The following is a 17,246-nucleotide window of genomic DNA, read 5'->3' as shown; positions in this document are numbered from 1 at the left end:
AGCGCCTTTTTTAAGGATGAACAATACCGATTATTCAAATTCGTTATGTTGTGGAGCAGGGTGCTTAAAGCCCTTGGTTTTGTAGCCCAAGTACAGAATACCGAACATCGCCCACCATAAACCGTATTTCAGCGCAGTTTCTTCAATTTCCAGCCACATTGCAAAGATACTGAAAAAACCAAGCATTGGAATGACCACGAAGCTGAAAATGTCTTTCGCAGTTTTAGTGCGGCCATCTCGCAGTGCATAACGTGAAATCACCGACAGGTTAACGAAAGTAAACGCTGTCAAGGCACCGAAGCTGATCATTGAAATGACGATATCCAGATCCATGAAGCCTGCCGTTAAGGCCACAGCACCGACAATCAGAATATTGTAGTTTGGCGTGTAGCTTTTCGGGCTAATATGACCAAAGATCTTCTTATTGATCACGCCATCACGACCCATTACATACATCAGACGAGATACCCCTGCATGTGCTGAGATCCCTGATGCCATTACTGTAATGATTGCAAAAGTCAGAACATAAGACTGGAACAATGAACCGCCTACGAGTAACAGGATTTCTGGCTGAGTTTCAGCAATATTCTTAAAATAAGAACCTGGATTAGAAGGGAAGTACAGCTGCATGAAATACGTGCTAATAATGAAAATAATCCCGGCGATTAAAGCAGTCAGGAAAATTGCTTTAGGCAAAGTTTTTTCAGTGTCTTTGGTTTCTTCTGCCAGAGAACTTAAAGAGTCAAAACCAGTGAATGAGAAGCACAGTAAAGTTGCACCGGTAATCAGTGCACCGACTGATGTCAGTTCATTCCAGAAAGGCTCGAGACTCCAAAGCTGGTAACGCTGTTCAGCCGTGATCGGACCATCGGCATTGAAGCCTGCCTGCAGTTTGGTAAACACCATCCAGGTAAAGATGCCGATAACCAGTAACTGTACCAGTACGATCAGACTGTTAAAGTTGGCCACGAAGCGTGCACCGCGCAAGTTTACCCCGGTCATGAAGGCAGTCAATACGACGACCCAGACCCAGTGGTTGACATCCGGGAACAAAGCCTCAAGATAGATCACCGCCAAGATAATGTTGACCATTGGTGATAACAGATAATCAAGCCATGAAGACCATCCCACCATAAAGCCAATATTCGGGTGAATCGATTTTTGCGCATAGGTATAGGCCGAACCCGAAGAAGGATAGCGACGAATCATGTGACCATAGCTGATCGATGTAAACAAAATTGCAATGAGGGCAATGATGTAAGAAGTAGGAACATGCAAATGACTTTCTTCAGATACCAAACCAAAGGTATCAAATAAGGTCATGGGTTGAATGTAAGCTAAACCAATAATAATGATGTGCCAGAGTCCTAGCGTTTTTTGCAGTTTAGCTGCCGATTGAGTCCCAGAGAAATTTGTCAACGGCGTTATCCTCTTAATCGTTGATCAAGGATCAGTCATATTTAATAAGGATCGTTTGAGACGAACGATCCCCCCTACAATTTTCTATAAAAGCGCGCCAATCTACTTTAAAATTACGGCTTTTGCTAGCTATTTTTTAAATTTAGATTTGCACGAAGTGTGCCATTCGTAGCAAAAAATGGCTATTTCCTGCAAGATAAAAGCCCGATGTCTAAAAAAACATCAGGCTTTAAATTTTTGCTATATTGGCTTATTTTTCAGTAATTACCAAGCCTTTTTTAAGATTGATTTTAAATCTTCCAAGTTGGCTTCTTTCGGGTTGTAAATGATGGAACCATCATTTAGTGCTTTTTCAGCAACTTCATCGAGCTGGGCTTCAGAAATCTTACCGGTTTCACGTAATGTACGTGGTAATTTGGTCAGACTGTAAATCCGGTCACGCATGGTCATAATCGTTGCAATGGTTTTGTCAGCACGTAGATGCGCCGGTGTTTGTGCATAAATATCTGCACCAGCCAAAGGTAAGAGTAGATCTGCAATTTTGTCACCATTGACATCTTTGTTGTATTCCAGCACATAAGGCAGGAATAGGTTCATGCATAAACCATGCGGCAAGTGAGCCACTGCACCTAATGAGTGACCGAGAGAATGTACAATGCCCACCATTGAGTTGGAAAATGCAATGCCCGCCATGGTCGATGCCTGAGCCAGTTCCAGACGGCCTTGTGCATCGGTAGGATTGTCCAATACATTAAATAGGTGGGTACTGATCTTCTTGACGGCAGCGGTCGCATAGGCATCCGAAATCGGATTGGCTGCCATACAAGTATAAGCTTCGACTGCATGGGTCATGGCGTCCATCGCAGTCATGGCAGTTAAATGCGGCGGCAAGGTCTGGGTCATGCGTGGATCTAGAATCGCGGCATGCGGCATCAGATAATAAGAAGCGAACGGCATTTTGACATTCTTTTCAGTATCCGACACGACAGCGACCATGGTCACTTCTGAACCTGTACCTGAAGTGGTTGGAATTACAAAGAACGGTTTCAGCGGTTTGGGCAGGTTATGTGCACCTGAGTATTTCAGCAGATCATCACCCCCTTCAGAGACCAGAATATTGGTCGCTTTGGAGGTGTCAATAACTGAACCACCGCCCACGGCAATGATCGCATCACAGTAATTTTCACGGTATAGCTTTGCCGCACTGCGAACTGTACCCAAACTGGAGTCGGGTGGTACATCATCAAAAATGGCGACAATTGCAGCATCTGCCATTTCAAATGCAGCTTCAATCGGTGCCAGCAGATTGTTGGCGCGCACACCTTTATCAGTAATGATCAGCGGACGTTTTGCTCCCAAGGTTGCAAGTTCAAACGGAATATGTTCTAACGCGGCATGGCCGGCAATTATTTTGACCGGACAGAAAAATTCATAATAAGGTTTAGCCATGTTATACACTCCGTTTCAAATAGGATTGAGCGATTTTCAGATAAATGCTGCTCGCTTCACTTAGTTTTTCTTTTAGGCTCAGATTGTTTGGATATTCTTTAACAGCCAGTTGAGCCACCATTTTCGGCAAAATCAGGGCTTCCATTTTATTCAGGCAGCGAACCAGACGAATGGCATTGGAAATATCGCCATCAGCAATCATGCGGTCATTGGCAAAAGCTTGAGAGGTACTTTCCTGAAAAGAAAATACTAAAAAGGCATGGTGCAGGTGCTTAAAGGTAATGGTCAGATCGGGCGCTTTTTCCAGATTTTTCACCAGTTCCAGTTGTTTATCCTGAGTGACCCGCGCCACAAAGGCCGGGCCGTGCGGAAAAACTTTCATGGAAAGACTAAAATTCACTGGAAAATGAGCCACTTCCTGTTTTATTTCTTCATCCACCTGACTTGCCATGACCAGACCTCGGCCAATCACATCCATCATGAGTTTGACATAGGCAAGCTGCAAAGCGGGTTTTACGGATTTAGTTGCAATCACGTGATGATCCCTATCTCAATATTATTGGTTTAGAGTAAATACTCTAATTTATTTAAGGGTGAAATGCAAAGGCTTTATCTTTGCTCGACAGTTACCTGATTAAAGTAACCGCTGTGGTGCAAAGTTTCAATAATTTCAGTGCACAACTGATTGAATTGGGGTGGCTGGTCTAGGAGGTCACTCATGCGTACCATTTCTAGTCCTGCATATCCACAAGGATTAATGGTATTGAATCCGCTCAGGTCACAATCCAGATTCAAGGAAAGACCATGATAACTGCGGCCTTTACGAATTTTAAAACCGAGAGAACCTATTTTGCGCTCAGCCACATATACCCCGGGTGCATCTGGTTTGGCATAGGCATCGATGCCATATTTTTTTAGTAGATCAATCATCAGGTTTTCAGCATAAGACACTAGTGTGCGCACATTCCAGCCCAGGCGATTCAGGTCAAACATGAAATAAGCCACCAACTGGCCTGGACCATGCCAAGTGACCTGACCACCACGATCGGTCTGAATTACCGGAATACTGCTAGGTATTAGAATATGTTCTGGTTTACCTGCCTGACCCTGGGTAAGGACATCATGATGTTGCAGAATCCACAATTGATCAGGGCTATTTTCGTCACGCGTTTCCGTAAATGCTTTCATTTCCAGAAAACGATCTTCATACAGGGTAAGATCATGATATTGACGAATGATCAGCTCGGGCTTTTGCAGCGCATCAGTCACAGGGAGGGTCCTTGATAATGAAAAATACTGCCAATAATTATAATGATTTCGGCATGAAATAGGGGTGAGATCAACAATATTTAAGCCATAGCTCAGCTTTGAATGGGCATAAATAAACACGCCCGGAAGCGTGTCTTTTGTGTTTTTGATTAAAGTGCTGTTTTAATCAACGGACATGCTGCCAAGTCAGCATATACTGCATGAACCTGTTCTAGTTCCAGGAAGCGCAGCTGGGCAGTGATCGAATGATATTTACCAGTACGTGAAGGCGTTACAGTCATTTGGCTGCCATCAAAGTCAGGAAAATGCTTTACAAAAATATCATTCACGGCCTGATGGAGTTCTTCGCCAGCCAAACCAATTAATTTAATTGGATAGTCCATTGGGAACACCCAAAGATGTTCTTGAAGTTCGCGAGATGGTGTACGGTCTAACATGGTAGTCCCCCTGATTTGAAACGCCTGCAATGATGCAGGCGTTTGGGTCTGTCTTAGCTACTTAAAATGGAGACTGATGATTAAATTTCAAGTCTCCACATCACGTATCAAATCTTAATCATTCTCAAGGAATGAACGTAAGTGTTCAGAACGCGATGGATGACGAAGCTTGCGTAACGCCTTCGCTTCAATCTGACGAATACGTTCACGTGTCACGTCAAACTGTTTACCTACCTCTTCCAAAGTATGGTCGGTCGGCATGTCGATACCAAAACGCATTTTCAGGACTTTGGCTTCACGTTCAGTGAGGTTTTCCAGAACTTCACGTGTTGCTTCTTTCAGGCCTTCAGATGTTGCCGCATCAATCGGTGAAGTGATATTGCTGTCTTCAATGAAGTCACCCAGATGCGAATCTTCATCATCACCGATTGGGGTTTCCATCGAAATTGGTTCTTTCGCAATCTTCAGAACTTTACGTACTTTGACCTCGTCCATTTCCAGACGTTCACCCAGTTCTTCAGGAGTCGGTTCACGTCCCATTTCCTGTAGAAGCTGACGAGATACACGGTTGATCTTGTTAATCGTTTCGATCATATGGACCGGAATACGAATGGTACGTGCCTGATCCGCAATCGAACGGGTAATTGCCTGACGAATCCACCAAGTGGCATAGGTCGAGAACTTATAACCACGACGGTATTCAAACTTGTCTACCGCTTTCATCAGACCGATGTTACCTTCCTGAATCAGATCCAGGAACTGCAAACCACGGTTGGTGTATTTCTTGGCAATCGAAATTACCAGACGCAAGTTTGCTTCAACCATTTCCTTCTTGGCACGACGTGCTTTTGCTTCCCCCACAGCCATGCGTTTGGCAATGTCTTTAATGCCTTTCACATCAAGACCTAGCTCTTTCTCGATATCGGCAATCTTTTGCTGAAAGGCCAATACGTCTGGACGTACTTTTTCCAGATAGGCTCTCTGGTCTGCTGGTGTTTTCGCGATCTGTTCGTCTAACCAGGCCGGATTCGATTCCTGACCAGGGAAGCTGGTACGGAACTGGGTACGGTCCATGCGGCCACGGCGTACCGCATAACGCATCACTTCACGTTCTGCACCACGAATCTGGTCATGCGTGCCACGAATCATTTCAGAAATGATATCAAATAGACGCGGAGTGAATTTGAACATCATAAATACGGTGGCAAGGGCCTGCAAGGCTTCTTCAGCCTGTTTGCTGTCACGACCATATTTTTCAATGGCTGATTTGGTATTCAGCCACGCATTTTCGAGTTCAGTGAAACGCGCTTTGGCAATTTCAGGATCTGGTCCAGAATCTGCTTCTGATTCGTCATCTGACTCAGCTTCTTCTTCCTCTTCATCATCGTCCAGTTTTACGTCTTTGGTCGATTTGGTCGAGTCAGTCTCATCAGCAATAACGGCTTCTTCTTCTAGAACTTCAGGAATTTCTTCATCTGACTCGGGATCTAAATAACCGGATAAAAGGTCAGCAAGACGGCGTTCACCCGCTTCATAATCTTTGTATTCTTGCAGTACTACTTCAACCGCATTTGGCCAGTAAGCAATTGAATGCAAAACATCACGAATACCTTCTTCGATGCGTTTTGCAATGCTAATTTCGCCTTCACGTGTTAAAAGCTCTACGGTACCCATTTCACGCATATACATACGCACTGGGTCAGTTGTACGACCTGGCTCATTTTCTACAGATGCAAGTACTGCTGCAGCTTCTTCCTCCGCAACTTCATCGGCAGCTTCTGCAGTGTCCTCGAACATCGTATCATCAGATTCAGGCGCGCGATCATGTACAGGAATACCCACATCATTCAGCATCTGAATAATGTCTTCAATCTGCTCGCTTTCTGTGATGGAGTCCGGCAGATGATCGTTAACCTCAGCGAAGGTTAAGTAACCTTGTTCTTTGCCTCGGCTAATCAGAGCCGCTACTTGAGAAGTAGGGGAAGTCATATCGCTCATCTTTTGCTTACTCTTCGTTGAATCTGTGATAGTAAAAAAATCGTACAATTATGTATGCACGATTTAAGCTCATTAAATTTAGTGAATAGCCTACTTATTTCATCAGGGTAATTAGCATTAAAGCTCACTGATAAAATATTTAAAATGAAATTCAGTAATTTAAGGTGGGGATGAATTTGTTATTTTCAAGTCCAACCCATGCATATGTATATTTGACCAAAAAAATGTGTAGTCAAAAAACATAAGGACGCAGGGTGGATTATATCATGCCACACAATGGAGCTAGAAAAAAAGCCCTATTTACAATTTTAACATAGGAAAATTTAAATAAAACTTGACTTGTGATTATAGGCAAGATAAATAGCGCTAAAACCATTTACATTTTTCACTATGAGGAAGTTTTAGTGTCTTCTACAGATTTTGAACTAGATGATAACTTCGGTGAGGATGATGTTAATTTCGATGAGGCTTCCAGTAAGCTGAGTGCCAAAGAGTCGTTGGAAAAACGTCGTCTGATTGATGATTTACTTTCACAGCGTCGCTTGGAACGCGAACTCAAAGATTTTGACTACGACTTCGACGATGACGATGACTTTGATGACGAAGATTAACGAATTCGGATTTAGCATCGCCTGAATAAATGCTATGCTAAACCTTTCGGTTTTCTAAGTTTGGATGTTAGATGAGTGCTTTAGATTTAGACCTGTTGAGTGAGTATCTAGATGGTGACCAGAATGAACACGGTCTAGATTTCGCAGCAACCCATGGTTTCTTATGTGCTATTGCAGTAGGCCCAAAATTTGACAAATGGTTAGACGAACTTTTTGATAACAATCAAAAGAAAGTGCCTGCAGAAATCATCAGTCAGGTGAAAGCATGGTTAGAGTCTATTCGTCAAAGCTTAGCCAATGAAGAAGGAATTACATTCCCGTTTGAAATTGAAGAAGCAGATACCGAATCAAGCTTGGGTGACTGGAGCGTGGGCTTTGTAGATGCCATGTTCCTGAACGAAGAGGCTTGGTTTACTGAAGAGTTTGAAGAACAACTGGTTGATTTAACCTTGCCAATCATGGTCTTCAGCGGCATCGATGATGAAGATCCACAAATGGAAACTTTCCGTCGTAACGGCCAGTTAATGGATGAGCTTGCAGAAGAAATTCCAGAAAACCTGAATGAATTGTATCTGATGTACCACACGCCAGAATAATTCATAAAAAAAGCACCGTACGGTGCTTTTTTTAGCTTTGGACTTTTACATGGGTAAAGATATTCAATCCCGGTTTTTCTCCAGACCTGCGCGTTTGGACAGACTATAGCGGGCATAACCATTGTAGGCGATATGGAACAGCAAGGCATGTAAGGCAATGCTGGCAGCCACCAGAAATGAGTTAGGTCCTCTTCCTGTATAGGCGATGGTTCTATAAATTTCATCTGTCTGAGGGGACATCCAGATCAGCACAAATAAAAATATAAACTCAAAGGTCATGGCAATAATCGTAGAACCCCAGATGAGTGGTTTTTTCTCCTCCTGGGTTGGTAAGCGGTGTTGGTGTTTAACGAAGTACCGGGCACTGAGAAAGGCAGAAGCAATCAGGGCAGGAATCAGGAGAATAGCGCCCAGACCAAATAAATAGACGAATAGGCCCACCAATAGAACCAAGATCAGATAAACGGTGGCAAAATATTTCAGATAATGCGACATCGTTTTGACCTCCTTATGCTGAGGTCTATTCAGGATGGACGATTTTTACGCTGCTGTCTACGGTAGAAAGCCCAGGCAATAATTACGATAACAATCGCAATAATCACATAACTGACTTTACTGAAAATCTGATGCATCAACTGCTGGTTTTCGCCAAAATAAAACCCGACACAGGCCAGAAATGTGGTCCAGATGATGGTTCCAAGTGCGCTATAGAACATGAATTTCCAGAAAGGCATATGACTCATACCTGCAGGAATGCTGATCAAGGAGCGAACAGCAGGAATCATGCGGCCAAAAAACACAATCCGGTGACCGTACTGCTCAAACCAACTCAATGATTTTTTTACATCTTCTGATTTAATAAATAAATATTTGCCATAACGATCGACAAATTTAAAAATAGAGTCATGGTTGAATTTATAGCCAATCCAGTACAGCAAAGCAGCTGCTAGTAAGGAGCCGATACAGCCAGCTATGATTACTCCAACCAGTACCAGCTCACCTTGAGAGGCTGAATAGCCCGCAGAAGGCATAATGATTTCAGACGGGATGGGCGGGAAGACATTGTCCAGGAACATGAGCAGGGCGATGCCCCAGTAGCCCAGTTGCTCCATGATGGAAATAATCCATTCGGTCAGATTCATATGATTGGCAAAATAAAAAATACTGCCTGTATCCTAAGCAGTATTTTTGGTGCGGTAAAGTCTTGGAATATAAATGCTCAGACAGAATCAGCTATGCGTCAGCGTATAAATATAAACTTTACGTAAGAAATAGGCCAAGCACACCGGCAAAATACTCAGCAGGATAAAATGTATGATACCGGTATTGATATGGTAACCAATGAACAGCGCCAAAATCGCGCCAATAACCGTTCCCAGAATAACGACAAATAAATGTGACTGATGTTCAAGCTCCTCAGTAATTTGATGAAGTCGTTGCAGCTTTATATTTTCTTGAGGTTGGAAATGAACCAGATTTTCTGAATCTTGAGCAAGTGAGTCTGGCATTTTATATTCCTTTTCATTTAAAAATTTCAGTTAATAATGAAAGACTTAGCATGTAAATCACCGTATCATTAGACTAACAATCTTGTTTGAAAAAAAATGAGGTTCTTGGTAAAGGATTGGTAAGAGTTTTATTACAGTTGTAATTTTTATGTAAACAAAAAACCCTCCGAAGAGGGTTTTTATATGATTTTATTACAAAAGATAGAATTAAAGACGTTTACGTTTCGCCGCTAAAATTTGTGACTGACGCATACGGAAACCCTCTTTTTGTTTCTCCGTGGTCTTATCAATACAGTACACACAAGAGACGCCATGTTCATAACTTGGTAAGGCCACTTCTTCTGGAAGTAAAGGCCAGCCACAAGCATGACATTTGGTATTTTGACCTTCTTCAACACCATGTGTTACAGCAGTACGCCCGTCAAAAACGAAGCATTCACCTTCCCACATGCTTTCTTCAGCCGGGGTTTCTTCCAGGTATTTTAGAATGCCACCTTTCAGGTGATACACTTCTGTAAAGCCTTCTTGCAGTAGAAGTGAAGTAGATTTTTCACAACGAATACCACCAGTACAGAACATGGCAATTTTCTTGTCTTTGTGCTGTTCCAGATTATTTTTCACATATTCAGGGAATTCGCGGAAGCTTTCAGTTTTCGGATCAATCGCACCTTTGAAAGTCCCTGCCTTGTATTCGTAATCGTTACGGGTATCAACTAGAATCACGTCATCACGTGCAATCAGCTCATTCCATTCTTTCGGATCAAGATAGTGGCCCACCAGATCACGCGGTTTCACTTCCACACCCAAAGTCACGATTTCTTTTTTTAATTTAATTTTCATTTTACGGAATGGCTTTTCAGAACTGTCAGATTCTTTGTATTCCATTTCGTTAAAACCTTCATTTAGAAGGAACTGGTGAATTTGATCAATCGATGCACGGTCGCCTGCAACTGTACCGTTGATGCCTTCACCTGCCACAATTAGAGTACCGCAAAGGTTGATGGATTTTACCAGGTCCAAAAGACGTTGCTGAAGATCGGCAGGATCTTGAACTTCTTTGAATTGATAAAGTGCGGCAACAACCCAACCAGTCGTCGCTTGCTGTTCTACAGGTGCAAGCTGTTCTACAGTAGCGTTCATGGAATACTCCAACGTAGCATGATATTTGAAAGGCGCACATTTTAGCTTGATTCGAGTGAATAAGCGAGTAAAACACGAGTCTTTTAGCAGGCTTCAATTCAGGGAGGAGAGCGTGTATAGTCATGCCCGACCCAGGATTTTGTGAAGTAATGCAGATACTGAAAGTTGCAGTATCTTTGGAGTATGTTTTGAGTTCAGATCGTCGTATTGCGTCATTAACCCCATGTGCAGGGCGTTGCTCGACCGTATTTGGTGATGCGGTATGTCGTGGTTGTCGCCGTTTTAATCATGAAGTAATTCACTGGAATACGTATAGTGCCGAGCAGCATCGTGCCGTGTGGCAGCGTCTGGATGCGCAACTGGACCAGATTCTGGTACCACTGTTGCCGCATGCCGATCTTGCCAGAGTACAGGCTTTTGTGCTCTCAAAACGGGTACGTTTGCGTAATGATGCTTCCAAAGGGCGCAAGCTGTATCACGCGTTAAAGCTGTGTGAGAAAAACCGGCATTTTACTGACGATAGTGGATTGGGTATTCATTATAAGCAGGTGCGCCCACTTTGGGATGAGTTCGAACGCCGTATTTTGGCGTTGGCTACCGCCAGCTATGATCTGGCTTTTCTACGGGCAGACGGCATCAGTCAACATCTGATGCATATGCAAGAGGAGGACTAAGTCCTCTTTTTTATGCGGCAAAATAATAACAGCTGAGGGAATGGCGTGAATATCAGTGAATATATCCTGTATTGTCTGGCCGTCGTCCTGATGATTGCCACACCGGGACCGGTGATGCTGCTGGTTGCTAGCACAGGATTAAAAGGTGGCTATGCTGCGGCTTTAAGAACCATTTTCGGCACCAATTTCGCCTCTCTGGTTTTAATTGCTTTATCTATATTAAGTTTGAAAGGTTTGCTGGTTATCAATGCGCATTGGCTAGATGCCATCAAGCTGCTGGGTTGTCTCTATATCGGCTATCTGGGGCTGCAGATATTCCGGGAGGTTTTCTTTGAGCAAGCAGAGTCAATTCAAGAAAAGTTATCTCCGGTACGTGGCGGCTTTCAGCAAGGTTTTCTGGTCGGAATTTCTAATCCGAAAGACATTATTTTCTTTGCGGCTTTTTTCCCACAATTTATCGGGATTACACCCACTCTGGATTTAAGTTTAATAATTCTAACCCTGAGCTGGATCGTACTGGATTTTATGACTTTATCTTTGGTTTATTTGGGCTTTAACCGTTTGCATCACTCTCGTCTATATCCACACTTGCTGGCATTGTGCGGTATGGTCCTGATCATTATTGCCGTTTATGGGATATATCAGGTTCTTATTTAATTAAAAAAATTAAGATTGATACACAGAATGATAAGACAGGTTCTATGGCCTAGGCTGGAATTACCGCCAAAAATCATGTTAAGGTAAAATCAAATAAAAAGTGCACAGATTAGAATGTCTAAAATATTGCATAAGTCAGACAATCCATTTTCACCGTTGTTATTCATTCAACCTGTTGTCATTCAATACCTGCAGATCATTGGCATTGCGCTAATCGCCATCAGTATCATATATCTGCTGGCAGCAAACTGGTGGATGTTGCCGAAATTTGTGCAGCTGTTTATTCCTCAGATTTTACTGCTTGCTTCAGCGATACTGAGTATACGCTTGGATACCCAGGCTGTCTTGCGGCAAAGTCTGGATGCTGTTTCTGCTCTGATGCTGGGGCTGAGTCTGGCTGTCATTGGACAGATTTATCAGACGGGTGCTGACAGCTATCAGTTATTTCTACTTTGGGCTGTGTTGCTATTGCCTTGGTTGTATCGGCCTAATATTGGTGTATTTGTCTTATTTTGTCTGGTGAGCCAGCTAGCGCTGTATTTTTATTTCAAACAAAGCTTTTGGCTGATACGTGCTGAAACAGCTTATTTTTTGATGTTTAATATTTTTACAGGATTAAGCTTTCTCTTTGCTCTGCGCTATTATCCGGTCTTACGTTATCTGTTTATTCTGCTTATTGTATTCATTTCAATATTGAGTATGTTCCGGTTTATCGACTCGGATTCGATCTGGTATTTGAGCTCGGTACTGGTTCTGCCGATTTTATTCAGTGTTTATTTCTATACCCGAAAGCAACAGCTCGAAACCAGCTTACTCGTTGCAGGAATGGCACTGAGTTTTAGTATTTTGATTTTTGATCTCACTGAGCAATACCTGCAAGAGTCGGCCTTGAGTTTACTTGTGCTGGCGATTCTCATTTTCGGCTGGTTTGCAGGAATCAGTACTGTGCTGATGAAACTGTTACCTAAGAGCAAATTTTCTGTCATCCCAATGGCATTAGGTGCCTGGATTGCCGGCGTGATCCTGGCAGTTCTACTGCTGACTTATTGGGAAAGTTTTTCCATTTTTATGGGGATTATCTTCATTGGGGTTGCATGGTGGCTGATTCATGTCAAAAGTTCTATTTTTCTGCGCCAGTTTGCATATTGTCTATGGGTATGTGGCCAGGCGGCTATCCTGATTCATGGCGAATTACTAACCGAAAGTTGGCCGCTGATCTGGCTGATTCAGCTGGGAATCATGTTAGTCACGATCTTAAGCCGCATGCACTGGTGGATCGTCTTTCTGCAATTACTATTGACACATGTTCTGACCATTATAGCTTTATATTCAGTGCTTCATAATGATCATCTGATGACCATTGCCATGTCAATCAACTGGCTGGTTCTGATTGTGGTTTTGCTCACTGCTGGGTACTGGTTGCAGTCTCACTATAGCCGAAGTATCCAGTTATGGAGCATTTGCGTACTGGCAGTCATGGCAGTGTTTCAAACTCTATTCCACTTGGATCATCGGCAGATAACTGAACAGGGTGCTGAAAATGTCATGGTCTTCTATATTCTGCCAATAATCTGGTTATTCAGCTTTATACTTGTGCAGCGACATCAATTTACTCGGCATGATTTATGGCTGATTCCAGTCTTGGGCACAATCCTGATCTGGCTCGGCTATTTTGAGATTCTGGTTATTTTGATGTTGATGGCTTGGGCAATTGCCTATCGGCAGTCTTTGATTCAGGCCTTATCCATCTTGCTGCTGATCTTCTGGTTATGGATGCTGTATTATAATCTGGGTTTAAGTTTCCTGTTTAAAAGCATCAGCATTTTTGCCTCAGGAATATTAGTCTTGGGGCTGGCCCATATTTTAAAACAGCCAAAACTACAACATGCTCAAGGAAAGACAATATGAAAAAGTTGCTTCCTTTGCATTTGGCTATTTTTAGCATCGCCTTATTTTGTGGGTTGATTCTGCAACATGAATGGCATTTACGTCATAGCCAGAGTATTTATGTAGAGCTGGCTCCTGTAGATCCGCGATCAATTCTGCAGGGGGATTATATGGCTTTAAACTATAATCTGCACTTTAGTGCGACAGCACCTGAAGATGCTACACAACAGCCTGTACCTGAAATCAGTATCAAGGATTTTAACAATCAATCGCATGTGATGAGCTATGTACAGCTGGATCGGCAGCGCAGAGTTATTAAAACCAGTTTTGATCGAACTGAGCTGGAGCAGTCTAAAAATTTAGCCCGATTAGTTCTGAAAAATCCGCGCAATACATTTGACGGGCTTTATCCGGCTGCCAACAGTTTTATGTTTGCCGAAGGCCTTGAGCCTTGTTATCGCAATGCCAAATTTGCCGAATTAAAAGTACAAGCTGATGGCAAGGCTTTGCTGGCAGATCTGGTTGATGATCAGCTTAAATCCTTAAATTGTGAAAGCCGTAAAAACTGGTGGCAGGGGAGTTAATTCTATTTTTATTCGTCCATAAAAAAGTCCGCTTTTCGCGGACTTTTTAGAATCTTATCTAAAACCTCAGGCAACTTGTACCGGAATGCAGTTTGCTGTGTGATTCACGGTATTGTCTGGATTTGCATAGACTAAGCGTGGCTTGTGAGCATTTGCTTCAGCTTCAGTGAAATCACCGAACGTAGCAATAATGACGATATCACCAACATCAGCCTGATGCGCAGCACCACCATTCACTGAAATGATGCCTGAATTGTCTTCGCCACGAATTGCATAAGTTGCAAAACGTTTACCATTGGTCACGTTCCACACATGAATTTCTTCGTATTCACGAATGCCAGCCAAATCCATCAAAACGCCATCAATTGCACATGAACCTTCATAATGTAGTTCTGCATGTGTAACGTGAGCGCGGTGAATTTTGCATTTTAATAAACGAGATAGCATGGCTAGCGTCCCCTGAGTTGACCTAAGAGTTTGATCATTTGGTTAAATCAATCTTGCTTGCTGTATGGTGAACAATCGAGCAAACGCATTTTGCGCTTAAATAAACTTTCTGGCAAGCGGAATTGTCCAGCAATTTTTGAATGTTCAGTTCGGCCTATATGCGTTGATTTGATTCATGGCTTGCTGTACTTCACCGTTCACCAGCATTTTTGTGCGGGCGAGGGCATGGGAAATCGCATCATCCATTAAACTCTGTTCGCTGCTAGGCGCTTTACTGAGCACATGACCGGAAACACGGTCTTTGGCACCAGGATGACCAATGCCAATGCGAAGGCGATGGAAGTTTGGACCGATATGCGGCACGATATCGCGTAGACCATTATGACCCCCGTGACCACCGCCAGTTTTCAGGCGAATGATGCCAGGATTCATATCCAGTTCATCATGGGCAATCAGGATCGATTCAGGTGCGATATTGTAGAATTTGGCGAAAGGAACAACACTTTTACCGGAAAGATTCATAAAGGTTGTTGGGAGAAGGAGACGGACGTCTTGACCTTCAATATTGCCACGACCGCTAAATCCATTGAATTTTGGGTCTTTTTTGAGGGTAATGCCATATTGGTCTGCAAGGCGTTCTACGAACCAGAAGCCTGCATTATGGCGGGTTTGGGCATACTCAGAACCTGGGTTACCCAAACCTACAATCAGTGAAATATTTGACACTAATTTACACCATTAACACTTATGCGCGTTTGAAGTCAGCGTGCATTGGTGTGTTTTTAGCTGGGTGACGTTGTAACGCTTGGATTTTCACGCTTTCAACTTTGCCGTCTACATCAATTTCGATAACTTCTTCAAAGAATGAATTGTTTTCTAAGAATTTAACAAGCTGACGAAGCTCAACAGTAATTGCTACAGGAGCAGCTTCACCACCGTAGATGATTGCAGGAACTTTAGCTTGAAGACGAAGGCGGCGGCTCGCACCTTTCCCTTGAACTGCTTCTTCACGTGCTGCTGCGTTTAATACGAAGTTTGCCATGATAGACATCCTATTTAAGTTAAATGAACCAGACTTGCGACCAGTCTGGTGAGTAAAAGCCCTACCAAATGGCAGGGCTTTGAAAATTCAGCGCTCTATTATAGATAAGAATCGAACATTGCGCTAATAGATTCTTCGTTGTTGATACGACGAATTGTTTCGGCAACCATGCTGGCTACTGAAACCTGGCGAATCTTACCCAGTGCTAAAGCTTCATCTGAAAGAGGAATGGTATCAGTCACAACCAGTTCATCAATTACAGAATTCTTTAAGTTTTCAAGTGCTTTACCAGAAAGTACTGGATGTGTTGCATATGCAACCACCTTGCGAGCACCGAAGGTTTTCAATGCATCAGCAGCTTTGCATAGCGTACCAGCCGTATCTACCATGTCATCAACAATGACACAATCACGATCTTTAACATCACCAATCAAATGCATCACTTGTGATTCATTCGCTTTTTGACGACGTTTATCGATGATTGCAAGATCGATATCACCCATTTGTTTCGCAACAGCACGTGCGCGCACTACACCACCCACGTCAGGTGAAACCACCATCAGGTTGTGATGCGATTGCTGACGAAGATCAGCTAAAAGCGCAGGAGTACCGTAGATGTTGTCTACAGGGATATCGAAGAAGCCTTGGATCTGGTCAGCGTGCAAGTCGATCATCACAACGCGGTCAATCCCGACAGTAGTCAGCATGTCTGCAACGACTTTAGCGGTAATTGGCACACGGCTTGAACGTGGACGACGGTCTTGACGAGCATAACCAAAATAAGGAATCACGGCAGTAATACGACCAGCACTTGCACGACGCAAAGCATCAGCCATCACCAGGATTTCCATCAGGTTATCATTGGTTGGGGCACAAGTAGGCTGTACGATAAATACGTCTTTACCACGAACGTTTTCAGTAATCTCGACAGCAATTTCACCGTCAGAGAACTGACCTACAGAGGCAGCGCCTAGAGGAATATGTAAGTGACTTACGACTTTTTGAGCGAATTGTGGATGCGCAGATCCACTAAAAACGACAAGATTGGGCATGAAGCACCCTTGGCGGTTGGGATATATGGGAATAGATGGCAGGGGTAGCTGGATTCGAACCAACGGATGCCGAGATCAAAACCCGGTGCCTTACCACTTGGCGATACCCCTAATGCGGCAGAACTTTAATATTTTTGCGGTAAAGTGTCAAGGTAAATTAACAGTCTTACAGCAAATGAGTGCTCTGTCTTTTTTCGAGAAAATGGCAGGGGCGGCTGGATTCGAACCAACGGATGCCGAGATCAAAACCCGGTGCCTTACCACTTGGCGACGCCCCTAAATTGATGAACTGTAAGATGGCAGGGGTAGCTGGATTCGAACCAACGGATGCCGAGATCAAAACCCGGTGCCTTACCACTTGGCGATACCCCTAATACAGTACATCTACAGGTGAAGAATGGCAGGGGTAGCTGGATTCGAACCAACGGATGCCGAGATCAAAACCCGGTGCCTTACCACTTGGCGATACCCCTATT

20 protein-coding genes and 4 tRNA genes are annotated in these 17,246 nt (G+C 43.3%); 6 read left to right on the top strand and 18 right to left on the bottom strand.

The features are described from left to right. Positions 1-30: 30 nt before the first annotated feature. The 6 genes from VXQ11_RS14135 to rpoD form a co-directional block, all read right to left on the bottom strand. Positions 31-1,419, bottom strand: a complete 1,389-nt coding sequence (locus VXQ11_RS14135; RefSeq protein ID WP_064096365.1) for an APC family permease — start codon at positions 1,417-1,419, stop codon at positions 31-33. 264 nt (positions 1,420-1,683) lie between these two features. Then, on the bottom strand, positions 1,684-2,868 hold the full coding sequence (locus VXQ11_RS14130) for an iron-containing alcohol dehydrogenase (RefSeq protein ID WP_064096364.1): 1,185 nt from the start codon (positions 2,866-2,868) through the stop codon (positions 1,684-1,686). 1 nt (position 2,869) lies between these two features. Beyond that, a complete protein-coding gene (locus tag VXQ11_RS14125; protein ID WP_416681967.1) occupies positions 2,870-3,403 on the bottom strand; it encodes a hypothetical protein in 534 nt (177 codons plus the stop codon). Positions 3,404-3,477: 74 nt separating this feature from the next. Further along, entirely contained in the window at positions 3,478-4,137 is a 660-nt protein-coding gene (lipB, locus tag VXQ11_RS14120; protein WP_064096362.1) for a lipoyl(octanoyl) transferase LipB, read from the bottom strand. Between the two features lie 149 nt (positions 4,138-4,286). Beyond that, positions 4,287-4,574 (bottom strand): YbeD family protein, encoded by a 288-nt coding sequence (locus tag VXQ11_RS14115; RefSeq protein ID WP_064096361.1) that lies wholly within the window; start codon positions 4,572-4,574, stop codon positions 4,287-4,289. 114 nt (positions 4,575-4,688) lie between these two features. Next, the gene (gene rpoD, locus VXQ11_RS14110; RefSeq protein WP_264753795.1) at positions 4,689-6,602 is read right to left on the bottom strand and encodes an RNA polymerase sigma factor RpoD; all 1,914 of its coding nucleotides are present in this window, start codon (positions 6,600-6,602) and stop codon (positions 4,689-4,691) included. A gap of 374 nt (positions 6,603-6,976) precedes the next feature. Between rpoD and VXQ11_RS14105 the strand changes: the two genes are divergently transcribed. Then, positions 6,977-7,183 carry a PA3496 family putative envelope integrity protein gene (locus VXQ11_RS14105; protein ID WP_064096359.1) on the top strand — a complete coding sequence of 69 codons (207 nt, stop codon included), beginning with the start codon at positions 6,977-6,979 and terminating at the stop codon, positions 7,181-7,183. Positions 7,184-7,254: 71 nt separating this feature from the next. Beyond that, entirely contained in the window at positions 7,255-7,779 is a 525-nt protein-coding gene (locus VXQ11_RS14100) for a YecA family protein (RefSeq protein WP_064096358.1), read from the top strand. Between the two features lie 63 nt (positions 7,780-7,842). Here the strand turns inward: VXQ11_RS14100 and VXQ11_RS14095 are convergent, their stop codons facing one another. The 4 genes from VXQ11_RS14095 to VXQ11_RS14080 form a co-directional block, all read right to left on the bottom strand. After that, positions 7,843-8,274, bottom strand: a complete 432-nt coding sequence (locus VXQ11_RS14095) for an ABZJ_00895 family protein (protein ID WP_144724353.1) — start codon at positions 8,272-8,274, stop codon at positions 7,843-7,845. 29 nt (positions 8,275-8,303) lie between these two features. Then, complete coding sequence (locus VXQ11_RS14090) at positions 8,304-8,921, bottom strand: DedA family protein (RefSeq protein ID WP_064102442.1); 618 nt, start codon at positions 8,919-8,921, stop codon at positions 8,304-8,306. 87 nt (positions 8,922-9,008) lie between these two features. Then, entirely contained in the window at positions 9,009-9,287 is a 279-nt protein-coding gene (locus VXQ11_RS14085; RefSeq protein WP_416706306.1) for an FUSC family protein, read from the bottom strand. A 207-nt stretch (positions 9,288-9,494) separates the two neighbouring features. Continuing rightward, positions 9,495-10,427, bottom strand: coding sequence for a rhodanese-related sulfurtransferase (locus VXQ11_RS14080; protein WP_005265894.1), 933 nt, complete (start codon positions 10,425-10,427; stop codon positions 9,495-9,497). 188 nt (positions 10,428-10,615) lie between these two features. On the opposite strand from VXQ11_RS14080, the gene VXQ11_RS14075 reads away from it, so the two are divergent. The 4 genes from VXQ11_RS14075 (at position 10,616) to VXQ11_RS14060 (ending at position 14,229) form a co-directional block, all read left to right on the top strand. After that, the gene (locus VXQ11_RS14075) at positions 10,616-11,101 is read left to right on the top strand and encodes a DUF1289 domain-containing protein (RefSeq protein ID WP_416706325.1); all 486 of its coding nucleotides are present in this window, start codon (positions 10,616-10,618) and stop codon (positions 11,099-11,101) included. 45 nt (positions 11,102-11,146) lie between these two features. Continuing rightward, a complete protein-coding gene (locus tag VXQ11_RS14070) occupies positions 11,147-11,758 on the top strand; it encodes a LysE family translocator (RefSeq protein WP_416706305.1) in 612 nt (203 codons plus the stop codon). 114 nt (positions 11,759-11,872) lie between these two features. After that, positions 11,873-13,666, top strand: coding sequence for a DUF2157 domain-containing protein (locus tag VXQ11_RS14065; protein WP_416706304.1), 1,794 nt, complete (start codon positions 11,873-11,875; stop codon positions 13,664-13,666). Then, positions 13,663-14,229 (top strand): GDYXXLXY domain-containing protein, encoded by a 567-nt coding sequence (locus VXQ11_RS14060; RefSeq protein ID WP_416706303.1) that lies wholly within the window; start codon positions 13,663-13,665, stop codon positions 14,227-14,229. Before VXQ11_RS14065 ends, VXQ11_RS14060 begins: the two co-directional genes overlap by 4 nt. Positions 14,230-14,295: 66 nt before the next feature. On the opposite strand, the gene panD is transcribed toward VXQ11_RS14060, so the two are convergent. From panD to VXQ11_RS14020, 8 genes are all read right to left on the bottom strand, one after another. Next, complete coding sequence (panD, locus tag VXQ11_RS14055) at positions 14,296-14,676, bottom strand: aspartate 1-decarboxylase (protein WP_008307603.1); 381 nt, start codon at positions 14,674-14,676, stop codon at positions 14,296-14,298. Positions 14,677-14,820: 144 nt separating this feature from the next. Further along, positions 14,821-15,402: an aminoacyl-tRNA hydrolase gene (gene pth / locus VXQ11_RS14050; protein WP_416706302.1), complete on the bottom strand. Its 582-nt coding sequence runs from the start codon at positions 15,400-15,402 to the stop codon at positions 14,821-14,823. Positions 15,403-15,421: 19 nt separating this feature from the next. Beyond that, on the bottom strand, positions 15,422-15,718 hold the full coding sequence (gene rplY / locus VXQ11_RS14045; protein WP_004645781.1) for a 50S ribosomal protein L25: 297 nt from the start codon (positions 15,716-15,718) through the stop codon (positions 15,422-15,424). A gap of 98 nt (positions 15,719-15,816) precedes the next feature. Next, complete coding sequence (locus VXQ11_RS14040; protein ID WP_064096350.1) at positions 15,817-16,770, bottom strand: ribose-phosphate pyrophosphokinase; 954 nt, start codon at positions 16,768-16,770, stop codon at positions 15,817-15,819. Between the two features lie 36 nt (positions 16,771-16,806). Next, positions 16,807-16,881: transfer RNA gene (locus tag VXQ11_RS14035), tRNA-Gln, on the bottom strand. Between the two features lie 92 nt (positions 16,882-16,973). Continuing rightward, positions 16,974-17,048: transfer RNA gene (locus tag VXQ11_RS14030), tRNA-Gln, on the bottom strand. A 19-nt stretch (positions 17,049-17,067) separates the two neighbouring features. Then, positions 17,068-17,142, bottom strand: a tRNA-Gln gene (locus tag VXQ11_RS14025). A 26-nt stretch (positions 17,143-17,168) separates the two neighbouring features. Next, positions 17,169-17,243, bottom strand: a tRNA-Gln gene (locus tag VXQ11_RS14020). Between the last annotated feature and the right edge of the window lie 3 nt (positions 17,244-17,246).

The organism is Acinetobacter sp. 197, assembly GCF_048148385.1.
GTDB lineage: Bacteria > Pseudomonadota > Gammaproteobacteria > Pseudomonadales > Moraxellaceae > Acinetobacter > Acinetobacter pecorum.
Note: the sequence above shows the minus strand (reverse complement) of the source record. Positions and strands in the feature narration are given on the sequence as shown.

What these genes read in the sequence shown, in the direction of transcription:
- VXQ11_RS14130 (WP_064096364.1), bottom strand. Translation starts at nt 2,868, where the DNA reads ATGGCTAAACCTTATTATGAATTTTTCTGTCCGGTCAAAATAATTGCC.
- VXQ11_RS14115 (WP_064096361.1), bottom strand. Translation starts at nt 4,574, where the DNA reads ATGTTAGACCGTACACCATCTCGCGAACTTCAAGAACATCTTTGGGTG.
- VXQ11_RS14100 (WP_064096358.1), top strand. Translation starts at nt 7,255, where the DNA reads ATGAGTGCTTTAGATTTAGACCTGTTGAGTGAGTATCTAGATGGTGAC.
- VXQ11_RS14095 (WP_144724353.1), bottom strand. Translation starts at nt 8,274, where the DNA reads ATGTCGCATTATCTGAAATATTTTGCCACCGTTTATCTGATCTTGGTT.
- VXQ11_RS14090 (WP_064102442.1), bottom strand. Translation starts at nt 8,921, where the DNA reads ATGAATCTGACCGAATGGATTATTTCCATCATGGAGCAACTGGGCTAC.
- VXQ11_RS14085 (WP_416706306.1), bottom strand. Translation starts at nt 9,287, where the DNA reads ATGCCAGACTCACTTGCTCAAGATTCAGAAAATCTGGTTCATTTCCAA.
- VXQ11_RS14080 (WP_005265894.1), bottom strand. Translation starts at nt 10,427, where the DNA reads ATGAACGCTACTGTAGAACAGCTTGCACCTGTAGAACAGCAAGCGACG.
- VXQ11_RS14065 (WP_416706304.1), top strand. Translation starts at nt 11,873, where the DNA reads ATGTCTAAAATATTGCATAAGTCAGACAATCCATTTTCACCGTTGTTA.
- VXQ11_RS14060 (WP_416706303.1), top strand. Translation starts at nt 13,663, where the DNA reads ATGAAAAAGTTGCTTCCTTTGCATTTGGCTATTTTTAGCATCGCCTTA.
- panD (WP_008307603.1), bottom strand. Translation starts at nt 14,676, where the DNA reads ATGCTATCTCGTTTATTAAAATGCAAAATTCACCGCGCTCACGTTACA.
- rplY (WP_004645781.1), bottom strand. Translation starts at nt 15,718, where the DNA reads ATGGCAAACTTCGTATTAAACGCAGCAGCACGTGAAGAAGCAGTTCAA.
- VXQ11_RS14040 (WP_064096350.1), bottom strand. Translation starts at nt 16,770, where the DNA reads ATGCCCAATCTTGTCGTTTTTAGTGGATCTGCGCATCCACAATTCGCT.